This is a genomic window from Psychrobacter sp. M4 (genome assembly GCF_055699795.1).
This window is the reverse complement of the sequence record NZ_CM146740.1, coordinates 3,342,208-3,365,777: the sequence shown is the minus strand read 5'-3', so window position 1 is coordinate 3,365,777 and position 23,570 is coordinate 3,342,208. Positions and strand designations below refer to the sequence as shown.

Sequence of the window (23,570 nt, the reverse complement as noted above, 5' to 3'; positions counted from 1 at the left end):
ATGAGTAGCGGTCGTATAGTACAAATTATTGGTGCGGTTCTTGACGTTGAGTTTAACCGTAACGAAGTTCCTCAAATTTATGATGCCTTGCAAGTAGATGGCACTGAAACTACTTTAGAAGTACAGCAACAGTTAGGCGATGGTATTGTACGTACTATCGCTATGGGTTCAACTGAAGGTCTAAAGCGTAACCTTCCTGTAACCAATACTGGTGCGCCTATTTCTGTACCTGTAGGTATTGGTACGCTTGGCCGTATTATGGATGTTCTTGGTCGTCCTATTGATGAAGAAGGTCCAGTACAGGCGGATGAGAAATGGTCAATCCACCGTGAAGCCCCAAGCTATGCGGATCAGTCCAACAGCACTGAGCTGTTAGAAACTGGTATTAAAGTTATTGATCTACTTTGTCCCTTTGCCAAAGGTGGTAAAGTTGGACTATTTGGCGGTGCAGGGGTTGGCAAAACTGTCAATATGATGGAATTGATCAATAACATCGCTTTGAAACACGAAGGTTTATCAGTATTTGCAGGCGTTGGTGAGCGTACTCGTGAAGGTAATGACTTCTATCACGAAATGCAAGAAGCTGGCGTTGTCAATACTGAAGACTTTAGCAAATCTAAAGTGGCTATGGTATATGGCCAGATGAATGAGCCACCAGGTAACCGTCTACGTGTTGCTCTATCGGGTCTGACTATGGCTGAATACTTCCGCGATACTAAAGATCCTGCTACTGGTAAAGGTCGCGATGTATTATTATTCGTTGACAATATCTATCGCTATACGCTTGCCGGTACTGAAGTATCAGCACTACTGGGTCGTATGCCATCAGCGGTTGGTTATCAGCCAACTCTAGCAGAAGAGATGGGTATGCTTCAAGAGCGTATTACCTCAACTCAGTCCGGTTCAATCACCTCAGTACAAGCAGTATATGTACCAGCGGATGACTTGACCGATCCATCGCCAGCAACGACGTTTGCTCACTTGGATGCGACAGTCGTACTAAGTCGTGATATTGCTTCACAAGGTATCTATCCTGCCGTTGACCCACTAGACTCCACTTCGCGTCAGCTAGATCCACAAGTCATCGGCGAAGAACACTATAACGTTGCTCGTGGTGTACAAGAAGTACTGCAGCGCTATAAAGAGCTAAAAGACATTATCGCTATTTTGGGTATGGATGAGCTATCAGAAGAAGATAAACTAGTCGTTTATCGCGCACGTAAGATCCAGCGCTTCTTATCGCAGCCATTCCACGTAGCCGAAGTATTCACTGGTGCACCAGGTAAATACGTTACCCTACGTGATACGATTGCAAGCTTTAAAGCTATTATCGCTGGTGAGTATGATGACCTTCCAGAACAGGCATTTTATATGGCTGGTGGTATCGATGAGGTTGTCGCTAAAGCAGAAAAAATGAAGTCTACTGCAGCGTAAGTTATTTTTAGGTAGCAATTAGAATAGTATCTCTTTAATTGCTATCAAATTTACCTATCAATATCCAGCGCCTCGCAGTATTTACAGCGGTTTTTAGAATAAGGAATGAGTATGGCAACATTACAATGCCGCGTCGTAAGCGCTCGTGAAGAGTTATATTCAGGCGAGATTAGTATGTTAATCGCCAGTGGTAGTGAAGGTGAGGTAGGCATACTACCTGGCCATACCCCGCTTATTACTTTGCTAAAACCCGGTCCGATGCGGGTGCAAACACCAGATGGTCAAGAGGAAGTGATTTATGTATCGGGTGGCGTACTAGAAGTACAACCGAAGATGGTAACCGTATTAGCAGATACTGCCATGCGTGCTAACAACCTTGATGAGAGTAAAATTGTTGAAGCTCGTAGACAAGCTGAACAGATGCTCGTCAACCAGTCTGATACTTTACAAACTAACGCTGCTTTAGCTTCACTAGCAGAATCAGTAGCACAGCTACAAACTATTCGTAAGTATAAGAACCGTGTCTAACTACAATGGATAGATTATTGTTATTTTATATATATAAACAGTCCACTAAGGGCTGTTTTTTTTGTTAAAGAAGTCTGTTAATATCTTATTTGTTTATTAAATATCTAGTCATCATCATATATTTTAAATACTTTGAGAGTGTATTTATTCAAAGGCTATTGCCAATAGTTTTAAGGTAGTTATGGCTTTTATAAGCTTTAGTCATTGTGATTACTGCCAATGATATTAATTATTGTTCTAATGGAGGAAATAGTATTATTTTTGGACTTTTACTAAAGCATTGAGATATGTTGTTTATAGGTTTTGTTAACGACAATAAGCTATAGTATAGAAAGCCATACATTTGATAGTATACTGTGTCACCACTTTGCATTATTTAAATTGACACCTATTGTTCCATTTTATGGTACTACATTCCCTATTTCTAATTTTCCTACTTTAGAGGATATAACAATGACTGAAGAAGACAATACCCCACGAATTTTGATCGTTGAAGATGATGAGCGTTTAGCTATGTTGACCCAAGATTATTTGGTCAAGAATGGTTTAGAAGTTGCGATCGAAACAGATGGCAATCGTGCTATTCGTCGTATCGTTAATGAGCAGCCAGATATGGTAGTGTTAGATGTTATGCTCCCTGGTAGCGATGGTTTAACCGTATGTCGTGAGGTGCGTCCACATTATCAAAACCCAATTTTAATGTTGACTGCACGTACTGAAGATATGGATCAGGTACTCGGTCTTGAGATGGGTGCTGATGATTATGTCGCCAAGCCTGCTCAGCCGCGCGTATTACTTGCTCGTATTCGTGCGTTGCTGCGTCGTTCGGAAAATGCTCCTTCTGAAGATGTGCCACAGCGTTTAGAGTTTGGTGAATTGGTCATTGATAATGGTGGTCGTTCAGTAACCCTTAGCGATGAGCTAGTTGATTTTACTAGTGCTGAATACGATCTATTGTGGTTACTGGCTTCTAATGCGGGTCGAATCTTATCACGTGAAGATATCTTTGAGCGTCTGCGCGGTATAGAATACGATGGTCAAGATCGTTCTATCGACGTGCGTATTTCTCGTATTCGTCCCAAAATCGGTGACGATCCAGAAAATCCAAAACGTATTAAAACAGTACGTAGTAAAGGTTATCTCTTTGTTAAAGAGGGTAATTAATATCAGCTTATCAGCAATCTGACACCTATAGTGTTTAATATACATACATAATAGTAAACCAAAATAAAAGAACCAGTGTCATACTGGTTTTTTTATGAGCATATTTTAAGCTTTAATTTTAATCTATACTTTGCATCATTAATAAATTGTAATATTTACGTTATATGTCTAGAATGTATACATATGTTATACATTATCTATGTGAGTGTAACGGATTGACTGTAGTAGCTCCTTATAAAAATATTTTTCCACTCAACGGATTAAATGTCTTTTACTAAACAAATGACATTCATAATTATCACTTAATAGTTTGGTCACGACACGTATGTCATTAGTTTCTTCTCTAAAGCACAGTATTTTTGTTCGAATTTATGCTGGACTATTAATAGTTTGCTTATGTGTAGCCTTGTTTGCGCAGTTATTGATGGATACCATTAATAAGGAGCGTGTCCAGTCTTACCGTGAGAACATGGCGACTGGTGCTTTTTATTTAATTAGTCAAGGCGTTGGACGTCAAGAAAGTGAGATTCAACGTGAGTATTGGTTGTCAGATGCTAGTAGCTTATTTGGTTCGACGTTTCGTATCGTTCCGCTTAATAGCGTTGATTTTAGCTCCAGCGAGCTACGCCGTCTTGATAACGGTGATACGGTAGTACGCTATGTTGATCAACCTACTCATGCTGATGTTTATCATCGGCTACCGGACAGTGAGGATGTGTTGACTGTCAGGATATCGCAAGTGACAGAGCAGCAAGTACGTGCGATAGCTGTATTTTTGTTAGATGATCTATCCTACTACACAACGCTAGCAGCAAAGCGCGCGCGCTTAAAAGAGTTATCGGAGAAGTTCTATTTTCCACTAGAGCTTAAGGGTGTAAATGCCCTAGGATTAGATAGTGATCAAATGGCTCGTTTGCGCCGAGATGAAGTGGTCATCTTGTTTCAAGACAGTAGTACCAGCCAAAGCAATAGCGCTATTAAGGTCATTATACCTTCTGAGATCAACGATATGTCTATCGTCATGGGGCCGGTTTCTTTATTTAATTGGTTTCCATTAAATCTTATTATTAGCATGGTACTGATCAGCATGTTCTTGATTAGTTTAGGCGTTTATGCACTGATTTTCCCACTTGAGCGTAAACTGCAGCTGATCCAAGTTGGGGTAAATGAGGTCAGCCAAGGTAACCTAGATATTCAAGTACAGGTCATAGGGCAGGATGAGATAGCGCGGCTATCGGCGACATTTAACGCTATGACTGAACATATTAAGCGTCTTATTGAATCACAACGTGAGCTGACTCGAGCGGTATCACATGAGCTACGGACACCAGTTGCGCGTATTCGCTTTGCTGTAGATATGCTGGCAGATACTGATGATGAGGACTCGCGGCACATGCAGCGCGATTATATTGACGAAGATATCGAATCACTCAATGGCTTGATTGATGAGATGTTGACTTATGCTAAGCTTGAGGAAGGGTCGCCTAAGTTGGACCTTGAACCGGTAAACCTCAAAGCCTTAATTGAACAAGTTGTACGCGAAACCAATGCTTTGGGCAAACCAATTGAGATCGTCGGTCAATTACCTAGCAGCAAAACCACAGCTATAGCGGATCAACGTTACCTGCACCGCGTCATTCAAAACCTTGCAGGTAATGCATTACGTTATGCGGAAACTACGATTGTCATCAGTGCTGGGGTCAATAAGGGCAACGCTTTTGTTAGTGTTGAGGATGATGGTCATGGTATTCCAGAGGCTGATCGTGAAAAAGTGTTTATTCCCTTTTCGCGTTTGGATGACAGTCGTACCAGGGCTTCAGGCGGCTATGGACTGGGGTTGTCTATTGTCTCCCGTATTGCCTTTTGGTTTAATGGTAGTATGAAAGTTGATGAAAGCCCCAAGCTTGGCGGGGCTAGGTTCGTCATGACTTGGCCAGTTAAACCATTAACCCAGACTATCTCAGCTGACCAATTGACTCAAGAAAAGAGTGAACGTAGTTTTGGTGATAGCTAAATAGTATTCTATAATTTAGTCGTCGATAATGGTACTATTGCGGTTTGGTATTAGACCTTTAAGAGGAGAGAGAAAATGCCTTATTTATTTGGTGGCTTGGTGCTATTAAATGCCATGTTGCTCGGTTATTATCTGTTTATACAGAAGCCAGCTCCTACAAAGACTGTGCAACAAGCTCAAACTGAGCTGACGCAGCCTACTTCATTTACCAATAGTGCTAAATATATACCACCGCTGATCGGTACCAAAGAGTGAGGCAATTAAGACAATTTTTTAAGCACGGTTCAGGTACTATTTTTGCAGGTGCTCAGCAGTAACAACGTTGTTCGTTAAAGGTAATTCATCAGCGCTAGTTTTAGTCTCCAAACCTGCAACTTTGGAGAGTAGAGGAATCCGGACACAGACTTGTAGCCCACCCTCGGGATGATTGATAGCTTCAACAGTGCCGTGGTGAAGACGAGCAATGCGACTAACTATAGCCAGACCAAGCCCACTTCCTTGAGTAGTACGCGCCGTTTCACCACGCTCAAAAGGCTGCATGATACGTTCTAGCTGATCTTCAGCCACTCCTGTCCCGCAGTCGCGCACACATATCATAAGCTGCTCTTGCGCCTCCTTATTGACTTCATTTTCGCTCACCACTTCGCTGACATCAGCGCCTTCTATTTCTGAAAATGTCGGAACGATAGTTACTGATATATAGATTGGCGGTTTACCGTAGCGACTAGCATTATTCACTAGATTAATAATCAGGCGTTTGATTGATAACGGACGTAGAGGTACGGCTTGATAACCTTCGGATTGATAGATAAATTTCATCGGTGCAAACTGTACTATAATCTCGTTGATAATAGCATCCAAATCAGTCAAACGTACTGGTTCATCTGAACCATCTTTCATAAACGAGATAAATTGCTCCAAGATAGCATCCATATCTTCAATGTCATAAATAAGGCCTTCCCGGAAAAACTCATCAGGTAGCATCTCAGCGGTCAAACGCATACGAGTAAGCGGCGTTCTTAGGTCGTGTGAGATACCCGCAAGCATGATGGTACGCTCTTTTTGTGCTTGATTAAGGGTGGTAAAGAGTTGATTGAAAGCTAAGTTGACTTGACGTATCTCAGTAGGGCCTGAGCGCGTAGGCAAGGTGGTTGCATGACCAAGACCAATATAATTGGTCGCGGCGCGCTGCAGATGACGCAAAGGACGATTTAGCTGCTGCACAAGTAAAATGATTGTCAGCAGCGTCAAGATCGGTATCCCCAATAAAAACAGCACCAATAATGTCGGACTGTACTGCGAATAATAAATAACCGGCTCGCGAATCCAGAAATTTTTATTACGGCTATCTTGTACCCACAGCTGCGGGGTCGGTTTGAATTTAAAATAAACTTCGACAGGACGACCTAACTGCGCACTAATCTCTTGCTGCAATACATCGGTAAAGATACCCACGAAAACCTTGTCCTCAATTCGTGGAAAATCACTAGGATTGTCAACCATGACCACATGAGAGTTTCGATAAAGCCACTGCTGTACTTTTGGATTATCACTCCAGTCTTCTTTGACACTGTTCATCAAGCGAAGCTCACTGGTTAGGTAGCGCGCGTGGTTTTTGAGCTCCGGTAAGTAAAGGCTGCGCCAGAAAAACCAGATTGATAAACTGACACTAATGATGACAATAAAGGCGACAACCAAAGTGGTCAACCAACTATTAGAGTAGGGGCGTATAAGCCCTTTGCGACGTAGGTGCGACGTAGGAATAATCATAACAAACTCTGGCAGAAATATCGTAAAGTCAAAAGTATCGTAAAGTATAGTGCAATACTATCCATGGTACTACGAGCACAGCTATACTTTATAGCTAATAGCTTTATTCATAATGATTAAAAACACTTTTATTATGGCTATTAAGTTCTCAATTTTCCTCGTATAAGAGTATTCTGGGCTATACCACAAAATAAACACAGATTATGTTTTCAATAAAACAAGACTATGGTATAATTATGCCCTTTTTGGTATACCTGCGGAAGAGAGAATTTACATGGTTGTTATTCGTTTAGCACGGGGCGGTGCCAAGAAACGCCCATTTTATCAAGTAGTTGTTGCTGATCAGCGCCGCGCGCGTGATGGTCGTTACATTGAAAATATCGGCTTTTTTAACCCGCTTGCAAAAGATTCAGAAGAAGCAGTACGTTTAAATATGGATGCGTACAATGCGTGGATCGAAAAAGGTGCACAGCCTTCAGATCGTGTTGCTTCATTAGCAAAAGCGTACAACAAAGCTGCGACTAGCACTGAAGCAACTGCTTAAGTATTGTCGCTGTTTATGACTAATGTATATTTTACATCAGTCAACTGGCTTGACAGGTTATAGCGTAGCTAGTGTAGCTGGCATACGTTTTTTGTCGGTTTTGCCGTTTTATATTGTTTATCTGTTGCTTTTATCTACTATTTTTATATGGCTAGGCTAGCTGTTATGTCCTCTACTCCAGATGTTAATACCCTTATGAAAATCGGTCAGCTTAAGAAACCTTACGGTATCAAGGGCTGGCTGTGGGTGTTTAGCGATACTGATGATAGAGAGTCAATATTTGCTATGCAGCCGTGGTGGATGAAGACAGCTACTGGGATGAAGCCTCTAACTGTAACGGCTTGGCGAGAGCAAGGTTCAGGACTTGTGGCTCAGTTTGAGCAAATACCTGACCGTAATGTTGCTGAGACTATGAATGGTGTCACTATTTGGGTGGCAAAGGATTCCTTACCTGCGGCTGATGAAGACGAGTTCTACTGGTCAGATTTAGTTGGTCTGCAAGTTTTAAACGAGCAGGATGAATACTTAGGTGACATCTCTGAGATGTTTGAAACTGGCGCTCATGACATTATGCGTGTAACAGCGACTTTAAATAGTCTAGATAATGAAGAGCGCTTGATACCGTGGCACAAACAAACAGTGTTAGAAGTCGATATGGCTGGTAAGACAGTTCAGGTAGCATGGCCAAGCGATTATTGATTTCATTGACATAGTTGTCGTTTAAACAGGGTTCAGATGTATTTTGCCGTGATTAGTATTTTCCCTGAGATGTTCGCCTCAATTCGTGAGTTTGGTATTACGGGACGGGCAGTCACTCAGGAGCAGGTCACGATTGAGTGTATTAATCCTCGTGATTACACCACTGACAACTATCGCCGCGTTGATGAACGTCCTTACGGTGGTGGGCCTGGTATGGTGATGATGGCTGAACCTTTAGCGCAAGCTATCGAGGCGGCTAAGTTACGAGCCAGTCAGCAAGGTTGCCGTATCGGTAAAGCGAATTGTCCGGTGGTTTATATGTCACCACAAGGGCAAACGTTAAGTGAAAATAGTGTGCTAGATATGACCAAGTACGATGGCATGATTTTATTGTGTGGTCGTTATGAGGGTATTGACGAGCGCTTATTATCACAATACGTCGATTTGGAAGTATCGATCGGGGATTATGTACTCAGCGGTGGTGAGCTGCCAGCGATGGTAATGATAGATAGTGTGATACGCAGGCTGCCTGATGTTATGGGTGATAAGCTATCAGCTGAGCAAGATTCGTTCGTCGATGGTTTGCTTGACTGTCCACATTATACTAAGCCGTATGAGTTTGCTGGTATGGCGGTACCTGAGGTACTTTTATCCGGACATCATGCCAATATTGCCAAGTGGCGCTTCATCCAACAAGTCAAACGCACTCAAACACGGCGTCCTGATTTATGGCAAGCTTTTACGCCTACAGCAGAACAAGCTCAGTGGTTAAAGGCTCTAGAAAAACAAGACTGACAAAAACGTTAATTAACAGATCAAACTTTAAAATTTTACGTAACAATAGAACAGGTCATGCAGCAGTGGCCGTTTGTTAAATCCCATTTATGTTGTGCCTATTTAATACAAGTATTAGATTAATATAAGTATTAAAGTTAGGCGTAATTAATTACTACAAACAGGTAATATGCGTTAAGCCTCTATTATCTAATGTGAGGAGATCACTCTCATGAGCAGCAAACATCCATTGGTTCAAAGTATTGAAAATTCCCAGCTAATTGAGCGTCCAAGTTTTAGCCCTGGCGACACTGTCGTGGTTCAAGTAAAGGTACGTGAAGGTGAGCGTGAGCGTCTACAGGCTTTTGAAGGCGTCGTTATTGCAAAGCGTAACCGTGGTCTGAATTCAGCATTCACTGTGCGCAAAATCTCAAGCGGTGTCGGTGTTGAGCGTGCTTTTCAATTGCATTCACCAATCATTGACAGCATTCAAGTGAAACGCCGTGGTGCTGTTCGCCGTGCCAAGCTATACTACTTGCGTGAGCGTTCTGGTAAATCAGCACGTATTCGCGAGAAGCTTAGCGCACGCCCAACCGCTCAGAAGAAAACTGACGCAGGCGTACCTGATGCTGTTGAAACAGCGCCTGGTATCTAAATTTGAGTATCTACGTTTAAGCATTGTCCTATTTGAGCAATGTTTGATTTAAGCGTAGTGCTTAAGCTTACTGTCATAGCTCAGCCACTTATTTTGTGGCAGTCTAAGCAGTAATAGATACAAGCCCTTATTCATAGGTTTATTTATAACTAAGCGGGCATACCAAAAAGACAAAACCCCAATTTGTGCTCAGGCCAAATTGGGGTTTTTGTATGGGCGTTTATAAGTTGAGAAATTAACTGGAGGTCATAAAACTGAGAAGCAAAGGACGAAGGAAACTACTTTTAAACATTTTTAATTCGCTATATCCATACGGATACTTTGATCTTTAGACTTACTATATTTTCTTAGTCGAATATAAATCTTCTTGGTGACAGTAGCGATTACTTTTTGTTGTTCATCAACGACGTCGGTTTCGTACTCACGAAATACCGCTTCGCCATTTTGCGCCAACTCCTGAATAGTTATGATCTCAGTATGCGGAATTTTCATCCGCGCAGTAACTTTGCTATGAGCAGGCGCGACAAATTCAATATGTGAGCTTTTATCCCATACTACGTAGTTACTACCCAGCTGATGCATAAGCATGATCATATAAAAAGGATCAACCATTGAATAGAGACTACCACCAAATTGGGTACCTACAATGTTTTTATTCAAGGTAGTAAGTTTCATACTGACCACACACAGCCCTTGGTCTAAATCGACATGCTCAATTTTGATACCAGCACCAACGTAAGGCGCATAAGTATTGATACGCAGCTTTAATAGATGCGGTGTCAACATAGGCATCACGTTTTGTTTGGTCCTACGTTTCAACGTCTCTAAATTTTTTGGGAATAGGCTCATACTTTATCCTTGTTTCTTAACGATCATATCAGTGGTATATATCCTAAACTTAAGCTTAGCAAAAATAATTATCATAATTAAAAAAAGTAAGCGTCACTAGCATTAAAGCGTAACTAGATTATAAGACTCTTTTCTGTTACCTCTGATCTGATCTAAATGAATAGTATAGAATAAAGTTAGAAGGAGGTTGTCATGAGTGAACACTATAATAATAGCGCTAATGATAGTTTAGACGTTACAAATGATATATGTGAGCTATGTGGCCGTAATGGACTAAAGCTAACCCGTCATCACCTTATTCCACGTGCCCGCCATAATAAGGGACGTACCCAGCGCAAATTTAGTAAAAAAGAGATGCAGACGGAGATCGCTATGTTATGTCGACCTTGCCACAGTCAAATCCATAGTATTTTCGATAATCATGAACTCTCTAGCTATTATCATACCATTGAGCGTCTGCAGGCTCATAGCGAAGTACAAAAATTTGTCAATTGGGTGAAAAAGCGCCCAGCGGGTTTAAAGATTAGGGTTAGAAGTTAACGATACGATATCAACAATAGATAAGAGTATGCAATTTTTCGCGCGCAAAACTCGCATTCGTAAGTCTGATAGCATACAATGACTGCCAATTTAGCCTCGGCTGTTTGTTTTTTATACAATCCTTGTAAAACAAATCCCCAAATGGCCGTTCAAAGTCTCAGTCAACATAAGGAGGTGTGATGAGTAATGCTCGGGTTCGCGATCTAGAACCTAATCCTCGGCAAGCAAATCCATCCGATTACGATCAAAAACTATCAAAAGACTATGCAGAGCTACACAAACCAAGTGCCAGCTTTGAAAGTCGTGACGCTTATCTTAACCATGAACTACAAATCATGCAGCCTAAACGCTGGCGGCCTAATTTGCCCTTTCGTGATTATCGTTTTGAATATGAAGATACCATTCCGGCTATGGCAGCGACCATTGGTAAAGTAGTCATGGTGGGCGCTATTGCGGCAACTTTTGCTGGGCCGTTAGGGCTTAGTGAAGCTTTTGTATTAGAAAACGTGCGTTACGAGCTATTAATTGTCTCGTTCTTTATCATTCTGTTTTCAGGGTTTTTGCTACCGACAGCCAATCTAGCTGGTACTCATGGCCCGCTTATTCCACTGATTCCTATTGTAGTTGCTGCCGGCGGCCATCCGATGGCTTTTGGTCTGCTTATCGGGGCTTTTGGTCTTTTGCTGGCGATCAGTAAAGGGGGGAGTTTACTGGCAAATTTGACCAGTAAAGGCGTGTGCGGTGGTCTACTGTTGTATCTGGGCTTTATTGGTACCACCTCGCAAGTTAAAAATTTATTTGCGTGGGCAGAAGGCATCGGTATGTCGCATATCGCTTTTACGGTGATTTTGCTGACTATCATACTTTATGCAGTACTAGAAAATTACAATAAGCGCTGGCTTGCCGTACCGCTCAGCTGTTTGCTTGGTGGCGGTGTTGCCTTTGCCATGGGCGCGCCTTTTGAGTTTCATACGGGTCCCGGTTTGCCTAATATGAATCCGATGTACTGGTGGGGCGATGATACAGGGTGGATGTTAGGTCTACCAACGATTGAGAGTTTTATTGTGGTATTGCCCTTTGCCATTTTGGCAGTAGCCATGTGGTCGCCTGACTTTTTAGGACATCAGGTATTCCAAAAAATCAGCTACCCCAAACGTAGCGAACGCGTATTGATGGATATTGATGATACGATGGTTAGCGCCTCGTTTCGTCAAGTGGCCGGTTCGGTATTGGGCGGTACTAACTTTGCATCCTCATGGGGCACTTATATTGTCCCAGCAGCCATTGCTAAGCGTCCTATCCCAGCAGGCGCAGTCTTAACGGCGTTATTCTGTGTGATTGCTGGTCTTTGGGGTTATCCGATGGATTTGGCCATTTGGGAGCCAGTCATGTGCGTGGCGCTCATTGTTGGGGTTTTCATTCCACTACTAGAGGCGGGTATGGAGATGACACGTGAAGGTAAAACCACGCAGTCTGCTGCTATTGTAGTCTTTGCCTCAGCTTTAGTAAATCCAGCCTTTGGTTGGTCCATTACTTTGTTGCTCGATAACTTAGGACTGATTGGCTCCAAAGAGCGTAGTGCGAACTTAACTCGAATGAGCCGCTGGATTATTCCTGTGGTTATGTTTGTGGTACTAACAGGCGTTATGGCAGTGGTCGGTATGTTGCCGGGTATCCCAGCCCTGCTACCAAACTTTCGTCATTAAAATTTTTTGCTAATTTATTCATACCTAAAAAGTCAGCGACGTGCTGGCTTTTTTTGAGCCTGTACTCTATTGCTCATTTATATTTCACTGCTATCAGCGCTAATAACGCTGCTTGCAATTTAACTTAAATCGCCCCATAAATAGCCATATTCCAGTCATATTCCAGTACCTTTATAAAACTATCCTTATAAGAGAACCAGTAGCTATGGCCAAAGTTTCAGACACGAATATCATTGATGGCAAAACCGAAGCAGAAAGTCGGGACGATAGACAGGTGCGTTTAAAGCATCTTATTAAACGCCTGCCCAATCTGCCAGGGGTTTACAAGATGCTGGGTAAAAATGGTGATATTCTTTATGTAGGTAAGGCCAAATCTCTTAAAAGCCGCGTCAACAGCTACTTTGCTAAGACCATTGATCATCCCAAAACTCGAGCACTAGTCGCGCGTATTCATAATATTGAAACCATTATTACCCGTAGCGAGACTGAAGCCTTGCTTCTTGAACAAAATCTTATCAAAGAGCATCGTCCGCCTTATAATGTACTACTGCGTGATGATAAGTCCTATCTGTATGTTTTTATCTCAGCGGACAAACCTTATCCAAGACTGGCTTATGGGCGCGGTAAAGGCAATCATCAAAAGGGACGCTTTTTTGGGCCTTTTCCATCGGCGCATGCTGCTAAAGAGACCTTAGTCTTGATGCAAAAAATGTTTCAGATGCGCCAATGCAGCAATACCTTTTTTAAACAGCGTAAACGTCCCTGCCTTGAGTATCAAATTAAGCGTTGTCGCGCACCCTGTGTGGGCTTAGTGTCGCCAGAAGAGTACGCGGAAGACGTCAATAATACCATTCGCTTCTTAAAAGGTGATTCAAGCGACATCCATAGCGCACTGATAGAAAAAATGGAAGGCGCGGCTGAGGAGTTGGACTTTGAAAAAGCAGTGTTCTACCGCGACCAGCTCTCTATGCTACGTGAAGTACAAGCGCGGCAAGCAGTCTATACGGTGCAAGGGGAAGCTGATGTGATTGCCATTGCTAGTCAAGCGGGCATGAGCTGTGTCAATGTGTTGACTATTCGCGGCGGACGAGTGCTAGGCGGCAAAAACTATTTCCCAGACGTCGATAGCAGTGAGCCACTAGCGGAAAATTTATCAGCCTTTATTACCTCGTTTTATTTTCAGGTGACTGATGATTTACCAAGTGAGATCATTTTAAGTCATAAGCTACCGGATCAAAGTGCGGTCAGTGAAGCACTGGAGACGCATTTTGATAGTAAAGTGGTTATCAAGACTAATGTCCGTGAGCATCGTGCTGAGTGGCTGGACTTGGCAACTCTAAATGCTAATAACGCGCTTAAAACTAAGCTCGGCGACTATCTAGAATTGCATGCTCGTTTCAACGCTCTAAAAGACGTGCTTGCCGATGTAACCAACCGACCCATTGACCGCATAGAATGTTTTGATATCTCGCATACGATGGGCGAGGCGACTATAGGAAGCTGCGTGGTGTTTGATCAAGGCGGCGCGCGCAAGCGTGATTATCGGCAATACGCGATTCACGGTATTCAAGGCGGTGATGACTATGCGGCGATGAAACAAGTGCTAGAGCGCCGTTATAAAAAGCAGCCACTGCCTGATTTACTGCTCGTCGATGGCGGTAAAGGGCAGATGAGTATGGCAAAAGAGGTGCTAACCGAATTAGGTGTTTTAGGTGATACTTTGTTGATTGGAGTTGCTAAAGGTGAGGGGCGTAAAGCTGGCCTTGAGGTGCTGCATTTCTTAGATCATGAGCCGCTTGATCTGCCTATGGATAGCAAGGCGCTGCACCTGCTGATGCATATTCGTGATGAAGCGCACCGCTTTGCTATTACTGCGCACCGTAAAAAGCGTGATAAGCGCCGTTCCTCATCAGTGCTGGAAGTCATCCCCGGACTTGGAGAGAAGCGCCGCCGCGATTTGCTCAATCACTTTGGCGGTATGCAGCAATTGCTTGGGGCTTCTCAGCAGGAGCTGGCAGGCGTGTCCGGTATCGGTCCGGTACTGGCGAATACTATTTATAAAGTATTGCATGAATAGTTTGATAGGTTATAAAAAATGACAACAGCCTAAGACTATTGTCATTTTAAAGCTAATAATATTGAACAATCAAAAGTTTCTAACTGTTAAAAACTGAAACTTAACTGTTGATTTGGATAGCTACGACAGTGTTCGCAAACACGTTCCCAACGATCGAATCTGTACCTCCAGTACCAACGCACGTGCACAGCTTTAGGATAACGACAATATACTGTTGTCATCTATTTCTCCATATTTGTTATAGAAATTTTATAACTATGGAGGCGTAGACAAAGATTAGCATTTGCTATAAAGTATATGGACCTTCCTACAGGTAAACCAAAACTTCATAGGTAAGCTAATAAGGGAGCCTAGCTCCATAGTTGCCTTATATAAAAGTTTTTTAAGCTCAGTAATTAATTTTGCTGAGCTTTTTTAATTTTCCATAAGTAGTTTCTCCTCTTTAATAATAAGTCATAAATAATAAACGCCACACTAGCCAACGTTAACCTTCTTTTCTTTTATAAGTCGCAAATTTAAAATCTAACCCACTTTTCTCATCATGCATCTGCTCAGAACCTTCTGTCACCACAAAGTCGCTTGGTAGCTCAGGATAAAAAGCATCACACTCTGCAATCTGCGTATCAACGTAAGTAAGTTCAATACGGTCAGTGAACATCATAGCGTCTTTAAAGACTTGTTCACCGCCAATCACCCAAATAGTATCTAGATGCGCGCCATGGGCAAGGCTTGCCGCTTGCGTGAGCGCATCATCCAAATTATGCACTACATAAGCATTGTCTTTATTCTCAAGACCTTTTTGCTCGGCATAATCTAATTGCGTGGTAACGATAAAGCTGACACGTTTGGGAAGGGGTTTGCTGCCCATTGACTCAAAAGTTTTGCGACCCATAATGACAATACCCTGAATGCCGCCAGTGCTGTCATTGCTATCGGCACTTTGTTTGGTTGTCATCTTTTTAAAATGCTGCAAGTCTTTTGAGATGTGCCAAGGCAGCTCGTTATCTTTGCCAATACAGCGATTGCTACTAATAGCGGCAATTTGCGCCACTTCGGTATGAGCGTAACTCATAAAATATCCTTATTATTTATACCAATGAACCAACTACACTGCCACCTTTGCTTTGATAGCCGGGTGTGACTCGTAACCTTCAACGCTAATATCGTCATAGTCAAAAGCAAAAATATCTTTTATATTCGGATTGAGCTTTAGGGTCGGTAAGTCATACAGCGTGCGCGTAAGTTGCAGCTCAACTTGCTCGCGGTGGTTTTGATAAATATGACAATCACCGCCTGTCCAAATAAACTCGCCAACTTCTAAGTTGCAAACTTGCGCTACCATATGAGTCAAAAGCGCGTAGCTGGCAATATTAAAGGGCACGCCTAAAAACAAATCGGCTGAACGTTGGTAGAGCTGACAGGACAGTTTGTTGTCTGCCACAAAGAACTGAAATAGCGTATGACAAGGCGGCAAAGCCACTTGGTTGGCCTCTACAGGATTCCAACCTGAGACGATCAAGCGCCTTGAATTGGGGTTGGTTTTTATTTGCTCAACCACTTGCACGATTTGATCGACGCCATCAGAGTTATAGTTGCCGCTCGCATCTTTACTTGCCCCATAGTTACGCCACTGGTGACCATAAATAGGTCCCAAGTCACCTGCCGGACGATTGAAGCGCGCGGTTTGCTCGCCGGTTGCCCATTCATTCCAGATACGTACGTTATTTTGTTGTAAATAATCGACCTGAGTACTACCACTCAAAAACCATAGTAGCTCATAGATAATGGATTTAAGGTGCACTTTTTTAGTGGTCAATAAGGGAAAGCCATCAGCTAAATTAAAACGCAGCTGCGCGCCAAAATGACTTAGCGTACCAGTGCCCGTACGATCACCTTTTTCGGTACCGTTCTGCATTACGTAACTGAGTAGATCAAGATAAGCTTGCTCGTTTTTACTGGTAATCATAAACTCGCTCTTCATTCATTATTTAATCAAAATGGTCTTTAATAAACCTCTGACAAAATAGCAACAAATACAGTTACTTTATAAACAACAATAATTAATAAGCTGCTTGTTTACCCCAGTCATAAATATCTTGCCTATAAGCAAGAATAAGCAGTACTACGCCAATAATAATCATCGGGGCACTTAATATCTGACCTTTAGTCATCCAGCCTAATAAAATGAATCCTTGGTCAATATCGGGTTGACGGAAAAACTCAATAATAAAGCGGCTAAGACCATAACCTAGCATAAATACGCCAGTCACTGCCATACGCGGACGCGGTTTGGACGAATACCACCATAGCAATATAAATAGCAATAGCCCTTCAGCAAAGGCTTCATACAACTGTGAAGGATGACGGGGTAGTAAGTATTGTCCATTCACCTCAAGCATCAACTCTTGTAGCGCTGGATTGGTTTGTAGTAGCTGCATATCAAAAGCGGCAGCTTGCGGAAAATACGTCAGCCAGTTATAACCACCATCAGAGACGCGTCCCCATAGCTCACCATTGATATAGTTGCCGATACGTCCAAATAGTAGACCTGTTGGCACGCAAGGAATAATAAAATCAAGGACTTGAAAAGGCGTCTTTTTGTATTTGCGCGCAAAGTACAGCATACCAAGCGCCACACCGATGAGGCCGCCATGAAAAGACATGCCGCCTTCCCAGACTTTAAATAAATAAGCAGGTTTTTGTAGTAATTCACCAAACTGATAAAATAGCACGTAGCCAATACGTCCACCTAATATAACCCCAAGCGCACCAAAAAAGACCAGATCAGAGACCATATCGGTCGACCATGCATCGCGTTTGGTACTACGATACCAAGCTAGGCCATAAGCAGCAGCAAAGGCTAGCAAATACATTAGTCCATACCAATGAACTTCTATAGGACCAAGCGACATGGCAACGGGGTCATACTGCGGATGAATAATCATAAGAACGTCATAAATTCGATAACAGAATGCTGCTCATGATAGCAAAATTCATCTCGCAGGCATACTATCATCGTTATTATAAACCTATTGCCCTCCCTCATTTTATAATTAAAATTCTCTATAAAAGACTGACAAAAACCATTAACATAAAACAGGATTGATAATCGCTAAAATTAAACATCCGCTATAGCCAGTTTATAAAGAACAGCAACAGCACAGTTTATAAAAATAAGACGCAACAGAACGAAGGAAACCTATGTGTATAGTCGCCATTGCTTGGCAGTTATTTGAAGAGTTGCCACTAGTTTTATTATCCAATCGTGATGAGTTTTTAGCGCGTCCAACCGAACCTCTGTATCAATGGAAGGATCTGCCTGTATACGCCGGACGCGATAGCCAAAGCGGCGGGACATGGCTTGGTATTCATCAACAAAAGCAGTCCACTACTTATCAGCAAAATGGACGCTGGGCGGCGGTGCTAAACTTTCGAGACGGGGTGCAAGCAAGTGCAAATGAGCGTTCTCGTGGCGAGCTGGTCACTGATTTTTTGACCAGTGATCTAAGTCCAATGGCCTTTGCACGGCAGATTAGATTGCAAGATTATGCCGGGTTTAATTTAATTATTGGCGATAATAAGCAAGCGGTCGTGGTTAATAATCGTGGCTATGCACCAACGCCGCTACATGCAGGATTGCATGTATTCTCAAACGGTCAACCTGAGGAAGGATGGTTTAAGACCGAAAAGCTACGTAGTCGATTGCGCCAAGAGGTACTGCCTTTAATCGCTGAGAAACACGCGCTTGAGTATTGGCAACAGGCCGCTTTTGCCGTGATGTCTGATGATACGCCTGCACCGCCAGATCAGCTACCTAACACAGGTATCGCCAGCGAAATTGAGCAGGCGTTATCGTCAATTTATATAGATCCTGTTGAGTTGACTCAAGGTAGCGATAACGTCAGGCCAAATTATGGTACGCGCACGCAAAGTATTTTAACGCTACGTCATGATAAAACTGACACTGATGATAGTGCTATAAAAACCTACAGTAGGGCTAACATTATTAGCCGCGAATTTGAGCAATCTTTGGAGAAGAGTGACCTATAAGACAATAAAAATACCCACTTCAATAAACTTAAAGTGGGTATTTAGTTATTAGCTATCTGTAAAAATATAAGCGTTTATTCTATCAATAAATGATTATCCTGCTCAGGAATAATGAGCTCTTGTTTAAGTGGCAGCTCGCGAGCCAGCTCTTGTAGCGCTCGGCGATATACTCCGCGTTTAAAGTGAATCACTTGACCTAAGGGGTACCAGTAGCTAACCCATTGCCAGTGATCAAATTCAGGTTTACCTTCATCGAAGCGAATATGTTGAGTATTCGGCTCATCTAAGCGCAGCAAAAACCATTTCTGTTTTTGCCCAATACACAGGGGATATTGTCCATGACGCACATAGCGTTTGGGAAGACGATAACGCAGCCAATCTTGCGTAACCGCGAGCAAATCTACATGACGTGGGTATAATCCGACCTCTTCCCAGAGTTCGCGATACATTGCATCCATTGGCGTCTCGCCGCGGTCGATACCGCCTTGAGGAAACTGCCAAGCGTTGTGACCAACACGTTTTGCCCACAGAACTTGCCCTTGTGTATTTGCCAAGATGATACCGACATTGGCTCGAAAGCCGTCTGCATCTATCATGACTAAATCCTTGAAATTATATAAAAATAGCTTGTGTTATCAACATAAAAAATACAACAATCATAGTTATTATTAGATGAATGGTATTGATAGGCTGATAAAACAAGATTCATTACCCTCATTAAACCAAGAAATGGCCTAAATGTGTAACTCTATTTTGCTATAAATTGTTTCATGAATTTAAATCTATAAAATCAAAGGCTTATGGCAGTGGTTTTGTAGACCTCTTAGAGCGTAGTCGTAGATGAAATAGGGATTGTTCATTATGCTCGTTGCGAGCTTTGAAAGTCATTTGAACAGGTGACAGATGAGTTATAAAATCCTATTTTAGCTTATGTTACACTAAGCAAGTATTGTTTATAGCAGTCAATAGCGATTGATAAAAGTATCTAGCAGACAAAAGCTTATAGATCAGCACTTATAACAAGGATAATGAGTAATGGCAGAGTCAAAAGCAAGTGTAACCTGGCAAGAAAATAAGGCATTCATGGGCGTGTCTCCGTCAGGGCACAATGTACAAATTGATGCCGACAAAGAAAAAGGTGCAAGCCCCATGGAGCTAGTATTGCTCGGTCTTGGCGGCTGCGCCAGCTATGATGTAATCTCAATTTTACAAAAGTCTCGCCAAGCGGTGACGGATGTGCGCTGTGAGCTAACTGCGCAGCGCGCAGAGACTATACCAGCGGTATACACCGATATTCATATGCACTTTGTAGTGACCGGTCAAGGAGTTGCTGATAAGCAAGTTGAAAAGGCCATTAAGCTGTCAAGCGAGAAATACTGCTCAGCAAGTCGCATGTTGGTACAAGGCGGGGTAAATATTACTCATGATTTTGAAGTAGTTGCAAGCTAGGAGCAAAGACATTTATGAATGGACTATTTGGGTTTATTCCTGATACAGCAGCAGCTGCTATATGGGCGATGGTGGTTGCCAGTTTTTTGCCGCTGATTATGGCATTGACAGCAAAGGCATTTGGAGGTTTTCAGTTTGCAGATAACGCTCATCCGCGCGACTTTTTGCAGGGGACAACAGGAGCCGCCGCTCGCGCTAATGCCGCGCAAAAAAACAGTTATGAGACCCTGCCCGTATTCTTAGTAGCGGTATTAGTTGCTATGCTGTTTTTTGTACCGCAGTCCATTATTAACACGCTAGCGTGGCTTTATGTGATGGTCCGAGTGGGTTACTGTGTAGCGTATATAATTAATCTACCTACCTTTCGCTCTGTACTTTGGGTATTATCAATAATATGTTGTTTGATGCTGTTTTATTTAGCGATAAGAATTAGCACTTGATTATTAGTACTACTGCTCCGTTTATCTTTTTGCATTAAGTAGGTATTTATTGGTGCATGCTTTTTCGTAGTGTATCAATAATAGCCGCTTTGTTTTTTTCACGTTTGATAGTGTTCCATACCAGTTGTGCCTCGCTATAACCTTTGGTAAGCATACCCAGCCACTGTTTGTAGCGGCCTACTAGTACTATATCGTTTTTAGCTTTACCTTCTAAGAATTTAATCTGATGAGTTATTAAATCTTGCCATGATAGATATGCAGCGCTCTGGCTATGCAAATTTTTATTGGCGCTATGCATGTTTTTATTAACACTATCAATCTGAGCTATTAAATCCGGACGGGTAACCGCGCCGCGCCCCAGCATCAGATGCTCTGTGCCTGCTTGCATCATACAGTCCCGCGCTTGCTCGTTATTCCAAATCTCACCATTAGCAATGACGGGTATCTTAAGACTATTAAAGCTTTGAATTTTGTCCCAGTAAGCAGGCGGTTTATAGCCTTGGGTTTTGGTGCGCGCATGGATGGTTAGCCAATCAGCACCGCTATCTGCGATAGCATTGCGAATATCGTCCATCTTTGCGGTATCGGTATAACCCAAACGAATCTTGGCCGAGACCGGAATATCAGCGGGCACGGAATAGCGTACTGCGCTGATGATTTCGTACATAACTTCTGGTTCATCAAGCAGTACGGAACCACCGCGATGGTTATTCACAGTCTTGGCAGGACAGCCAAAGTTAATATCAATAGCAGGAGCACCAAGCGTGCAAGCAAAAGCGGCGTTTTCTGCCATAAGCTTCGCATTACTACCCAGAAGCTGCACGTGGATAGGTGTACCCGAGGCAGTTTTGGCATCGTGATGCAGCTCTGGCACGTATTTATAAAACACATGCGCAGGCAAGACGGTTTGAGTCACCCGAATAAACTCACTAACTGACCAATCATAAGGCCGTCCCAAATCGTCAGCAATGTGGGTCAAAATCTGCCGCATCAAAGGATCGGTTAAGCCTTCCATCGGAGCGAGGAGGCGGACGGGATTGTTAAACAGCTGCTGTATCATAGGTATTGTTTGCTGAATACTATTATTTATTTATAAAGAGTGATTTGTAAAAGCTATATAGAAGAATAAAAGTTTATGGATAATAGGTATTTATTGAAAAAGTTACTTAAAAAGTTAGGACCCATAAATCACTTTCTTACCTGTCTGCAATCCTGATATCAGTGGCAAGATATTATGAATATCAAGATTGGCCTGCGCGCGAGTACAGGCGACATAGAGCAGGCGCAGCTCTTCGGGGCTAATCTTAATACCGTTAGTGGTAATATCATAATAAAAATCATCGTCCAGCTGCACGCGGCTCCATTCCAATCCTTTAGCCTTGTGGGCGGTGGAAATCACATAATCGGCATTTTCGATACGGGTCAAGCTATTGACGGCTTGGCTTAGTACTTTAGTACCATGATCATCTACCAGTTTGACCAAAGTTTTCAGATCGCTGCCCTCATTAGTTTCAGAGTACTCTTGCACGTCCGCCCAATTATAAAAGTAAGCCAGCTCAGGCACCCCATAAGCAGATTTACCGTTTTTTAGATTTTCGGCAGCTTGGCAGAATTTAAGCATGCGCTCAGTATCGGCTTGCAAAGCGACGCGGTGGCCAAGCTTAAGTCCTGTCAATAATTGCGACATGGCAGCAGCATTAGTACGGCATAAAATGGCGTCCTTTTTACTATGCACCATCCCTTTCTCTGTCGATGAGCGTTTATCGGGATTACCTTTTAACGGCACGTCTTCTTGTAAGGCTTTGAGCAAAGTATTAGCAATATCAGCGATAGGATCACCGAAACGAAACGACTGCGTCAATAGGGTTTGTGGTAGCGGCAATTTTTTCATCGCATTGACCGCACCGCGCCATTCATAAATTTGTTGATGCGCGTCGCCGACGTAAATCACTTGTTTTGATTGCTGCGTTAAAATACCCATCATAAGCGGGTCAGCGTCTTGTGCCTCATCAAATAAAATAAAATCAGCCGGGATGCTGGGTTTAGATAATGCCCATAATTTAAGGTAAATGTCATGACCAATACCAGCCGGATGACGTGCATCAATTGACTGTAACCAGCGCTGCTCAACAGCAGGGTAGAGCATCTCACGTAGCTGCTCAGAATCAGACTCATCAAGCCAACTTGGAAATGTTAAGTGCCTTGGTGCCGGATAACTAGCATGGGTACTACAAAAGTTACTGACCGCATCACTGACAAAGCGCGACAAGCGTGCTGGAGTTAATGTAATATATTTATTTATCCCATCCATCTGCCGACGCACTTGTACGGGCTGTAGTCCTAAATCATCACCCAGACGTTTGGGCGAAAAGCGCGGTAGCGAAAGCTTGGCGGTGATATCACGTGATACGTGCCGATAAGCTAGCGAATGAAAAGTGCGGCAATCGACATGAGATGGAAACTTTGCACGCGCATCGTTGGCAATGGCTTTGTTAAAAGCTAGATATAAACCGCGCCCACGTAGCCGCTCACCGATTAGCTTGAGCGTCGTTGTTTTGCCTGCACCTGCATAAGCTACCACTTTAAATGACTTTTGATCCATAGCCATGTTAAGGGCATTGAGCTGCTCATCAGTAGGATGACTCATATAAGCGGGCATTGATGCGGACATAAAAAGGCTACCTAACTGGTTAGATCACTGAAAACATAACTTATATGAAAATGTAATAAAAGTTGTGAGGCTAAAAAAAGCCACTGCATATACAATGGCTATTTAGCGGGTAGTGATTACTATAACGATTGCTAAAACTAAATAATAATTGCTAAAACTAAGTATTAAAATCCCAGTAAACCCGTGATCAAAAATCTCATCTATTT

23 protein-coding genes are annotated in these 23,570 nt (G+C 42.7%); 15 read left to right on the top strand and 8 right to left on the bottom strand.

All coding sequences use genetic code 11. The annotated features are described in order from the left end of the window. The 5 genes from atpD (at window position 1) to ACR63N_RS14100 (ending at window position 5,395) form a co-directional block, all read left to right on the top strand. Complete coding sequence (gene atpD, locus ACR63N_RS14120) at window positions 1–1,434, top strand: F0F1 ATP synthase subunit beta (RefSeq protein ID WP_367105461.1); 1,434 nt, start codon at window positions 1–3, stop codon at window positions 1,432–1,434. Window positions 1,435–1,545: 111 nt separating this feature from the next. Beyond that, entirely contained in the window at window positions 1,546–1,962 is a 417-nt protein-coding gene (locus ACR63N_RS14115) for a F0F1 ATP synthase subunit epsilon (RefSeq protein ID WP_367105462.1), read from the top strand. Window positions 1,963–2,415: 453 nt separating this feature from the next. After that, entirely contained in the window at window positions 2,416–3,126 is a 711-nt protein-coding gene (locus ACR63N_RS14110) for a response regulator (RefSeq protein ID WP_199507063.1), read from the top strand. Window positions 3,127–3,451: 325 nt separating this feature from the next. Further along, a complete protein-coding gene (locus tag ACR63N_RS14105) occupies window positions 3,452–5,140 on the top strand; it encodes an ATP-binding protein (RefSeq protein WP_367107308.1) in 1,689 nt (562 codons plus the stop codon). A gap of 75 nt (window positions 5,141–5,215) precedes the next feature. After that, complete coding sequence (locus ACR63N_RS14100; protein WP_367105464.1) at window positions 5,216–5,395, top strand: hypothetical protein; 180 nt, start codon at window positions 5,216–5,218, stop codon at window positions 5,393–5,395. Window positions 5,396–5,431: 36 nt separating this feature from the next. Here ACR63N_RS14100 and ACR63N_RS14095 read toward each other — a convergent pair whose 3' ends face one another. Further along, a complete protein-coding gene (locus ACR63N_RS14095) occupies window positions 5,432–6,910 on the bottom strand; it encodes an ATP-binding protein (protein WP_472782203.1) in 1,479 nt (492 codons plus the stop codon). A gap of 274 nt (window positions 6,911–7,184) precedes the next feature. On the opposite strand from ACR63N_RS14095, the gene rpsP reads away from it, so the two are divergent. The 4 genes from rpsP (at window position 7,185) to rplS (ending at window position 9,582) form a co-directional block, all read left to right on the top strand. Then, window positions 7,185–7,454: a 30S ribosomal protein S16 gene (gene rpsP, locus ACR63N_RS14090; RefSeq protein ID WP_472782202.1), complete on the top strand. Its 270-nt coding sequence runs from the start codon at window positions 7,185–7,187 to the stop codon at window positions 7,452–7,454. A 165-nt stretch (window positions 7,455–7,619) separates the two neighbouring features. After that, the gene (rimM, locus tag ACR63N_RS14085) at window positions 7,620–8,153 is read left to right on the top strand and encodes a ribosome maturation factor RimM (RefSeq protein ID WP_367105467.1); all 534 of its coding nucleotides are present in this window, start codon (window positions 7,620–7,622) and stop codon (window positions 8,151–8,153) included. A 36-nt stretch (window positions 8,154–8,189) separates the two neighbouring features. Beyond that, a complete protein-coding gene (gene trmD, locus ACR63N_RS14080) occupies window positions 8,190–8,948 on the top strand; it encodes a tRNA (guanosine(37)-N1)-methyltransferase TrmD (protein ID WP_367107305.1) in 759 nt (252 codons plus the stop codon). Between the two features lie 211 nt (window positions 8,949–9,159). Further along, window positions 9,160–9,582, top strand: coding sequence for a 50S ribosomal protein L19 (gene rplS, locus ACR63N_RS14075; protein ID WP_367105469.1), 423 nt, complete (start codon window positions 9,160–9,162; stop codon window positions 9,580–9,582). 294 nt (window positions 9,583–9,876) lie between these two features. Here rplS and ACR63N_RS14070 read toward each other — a convergent pair whose 3' ends face one another. Beyond that, the gene (locus ACR63N_RS14070) at window positions 9,877–10,431 is read right to left on the bottom strand and encodes a DUF4442 domain-containing protein (protein ID WP_367109273.1); all 555 of its coding nucleotides are present in this window, start codon (window positions 10,429–10,431) and stop codon (window positions 9,877–9,879) included. Between the two features lie 192 nt (window positions 10,432–10,623). On the opposite strand from ACR63N_RS14070, the gene ACR63N_RS14065 reads away from it, so the two are divergent. From ACR63N_RS14065 to uvrC, 3 genes are all read left to right on the top strand, one after another. Next, window positions 10,624–10,971 (top strand): HNH endonuclease, encoded by a 348-nt coding sequence (locus tag ACR63N_RS14065; RefSeq protein WP_367105471.1) that lies wholly within the window; start codon window positions 10,624–10,626, stop codon window positions 10,969–10,971. A gap of 179 nt (window positions 10,972–11,150) precedes the next feature. Continuing rightward, window positions 11,151–12,677: a DUF3360 family protein gene (locus tag ACR63N_RS14060; protein WP_367105472.1), complete on the top strand. Its 1,527-nt coding sequence runs from the start codon at window positions 11,151–11,153 to the stop codon at window positions 12,675–12,677. Window positions 12,678–12,882: 205 nt separating this feature from the next. Next, window positions 12,883–14,754 (top strand): excinuclease ABC subunit UvrC, encoded by a 1,872-nt coding sequence (uvrC, locus tag ACR63N_RS14055; RefSeq protein ID WP_472782201.1) that lies wholly within the window; start codon window positions 12,883–12,885, stop codon window positions 14,752–14,754. Window positions 14,755–15,238: 484 nt separating this feature from the next. Here the strand turns inward: uvrC and ACR63N_RS14050 are convergent, their stop codons facing one another. From ACR63N_RS14050 to lgt, 3 genes are all read right to left on the bottom strand, one after another. Then, on the bottom strand, window positions 15,239–15,826 hold the full coding sequence (locus ACR63N_RS14050) for a dihydrofolate reductase (protein ID WP_472782200.1): 588 nt from the start codon (window positions 15,824–15,826) through the stop codon (window positions 15,239–15,241). 33 nt (window positions 15,827–15,859) lie between these two features. Next, window positions 15,860–16,720, bottom strand: coding sequence for a thymidylate synthase (locus ACR63N_RS14045; RefSeq protein ID WP_472782199.1), 861 nt, complete (start codon window positions 16,718–16,720; stop codon window positions 15,860–15,862). Window positions 16,721–16,814: 94 nt separating this feature from the next. Continuing rightward, window positions 16,815–17,699 (bottom strand): prolipoprotein diacylglyceryl transferase, encoded by an 885-nt coding sequence (gene lgt, locus ACR63N_RS14040; RefSeq protein ID WP_472782198.1) that lies wholly within the window; start codon window positions 17,697–17,699, stop codon window positions 16,815–16,817. Window positions 17,700–17,955: 256 nt separating this feature from the next. On the opposite strand from lgt, the gene ACR63N_RS14035 reads away from it, so the two are divergent. After that, window positions 17,956–18,804 carry an NRDE family protein gene (locus ACR63N_RS14035; RefSeq protein ID WP_472782197.1) on the top strand — a complete coding sequence of 283 codons (849 nt, stop codon included), beginning with the start codon at window positions 17,956–17,958 and terminating at the stop codon, window positions 18,802–18,804. A 74-nt stretch (window positions 18,805–18,878) separates the two neighbouring features. Here ACR63N_RS14035 and ACR63N_RS14030 read toward each other — a convergent pair whose 3' ends face one another. After that, window positions 18,879–19,400 (bottom strand): RNA pyrophosphohydrolase, encoded by a 522-nt coding sequence (locus ACR63N_RS14030; RefSeq protein ID WP_367105478.1) that lies wholly within the window; start codon window positions 19,398–19,400, stop codon window positions 18,879–18,881. A 439-nt stretch (window positions 19,401–19,839) separates the two neighbouring features. On the opposite strand from ACR63N_RS14030, the gene ACR63N_RS14025 reads away from it, so the two are divergent. Continuing rightward, complete coding sequence (locus ACR63N_RS14025; protein ID WP_367109274.1) at window positions 19,840–20,253, top strand: OsmC family protein; 414 nt, start codon at window positions 19,840–19,842, stop codon at window positions 20,251–20,253. Window positions 20,254–20,267: 14 nt separating this feature from the next. After that, on the top strand, window positions 20,268–20,693 hold the full coding sequence (locus ACR63N_RS14020) for an MAPEG family protein (protein ID WP_472782196.1): 426 nt from the start codon (window positions 20,268–20,270) through the stop codon (window positions 20,691–20,693). A 46-nt stretch (window positions 20,694–20,739) separates the two neighbouring features. On the opposite strand, the gene ACR63N_RS14015 is transcribed toward ACR63N_RS14020, so the two are convergent. Together ACR63N_RS14015 and ACR63N_RS14010 are read right to left on the bottom strand one after the other, a co-directional pair. Further along, complete coding sequence (locus tag ACR63N_RS14015) at window positions 20,740–21,753, bottom strand: tRNA dihydrouridine synthase (protein WP_472782195.1); 1,014 nt, start codon at window positions 21,751–21,753, stop codon at window positions 20,740–20,742. Window positions 21,754–21,867: 114 nt separating this feature from the next. Further along, entirely contained in the window at window positions 21,868–23,364 is a 1,497-nt protein-coding gene (locus ACR63N_RS14010) for a UvrD-helicase domain-containing protein (protein WP_367110738.1), read from the bottom strand. Between the last annotated feature and the right edge of the window lie 206 nt (window positions 23,365–23,570).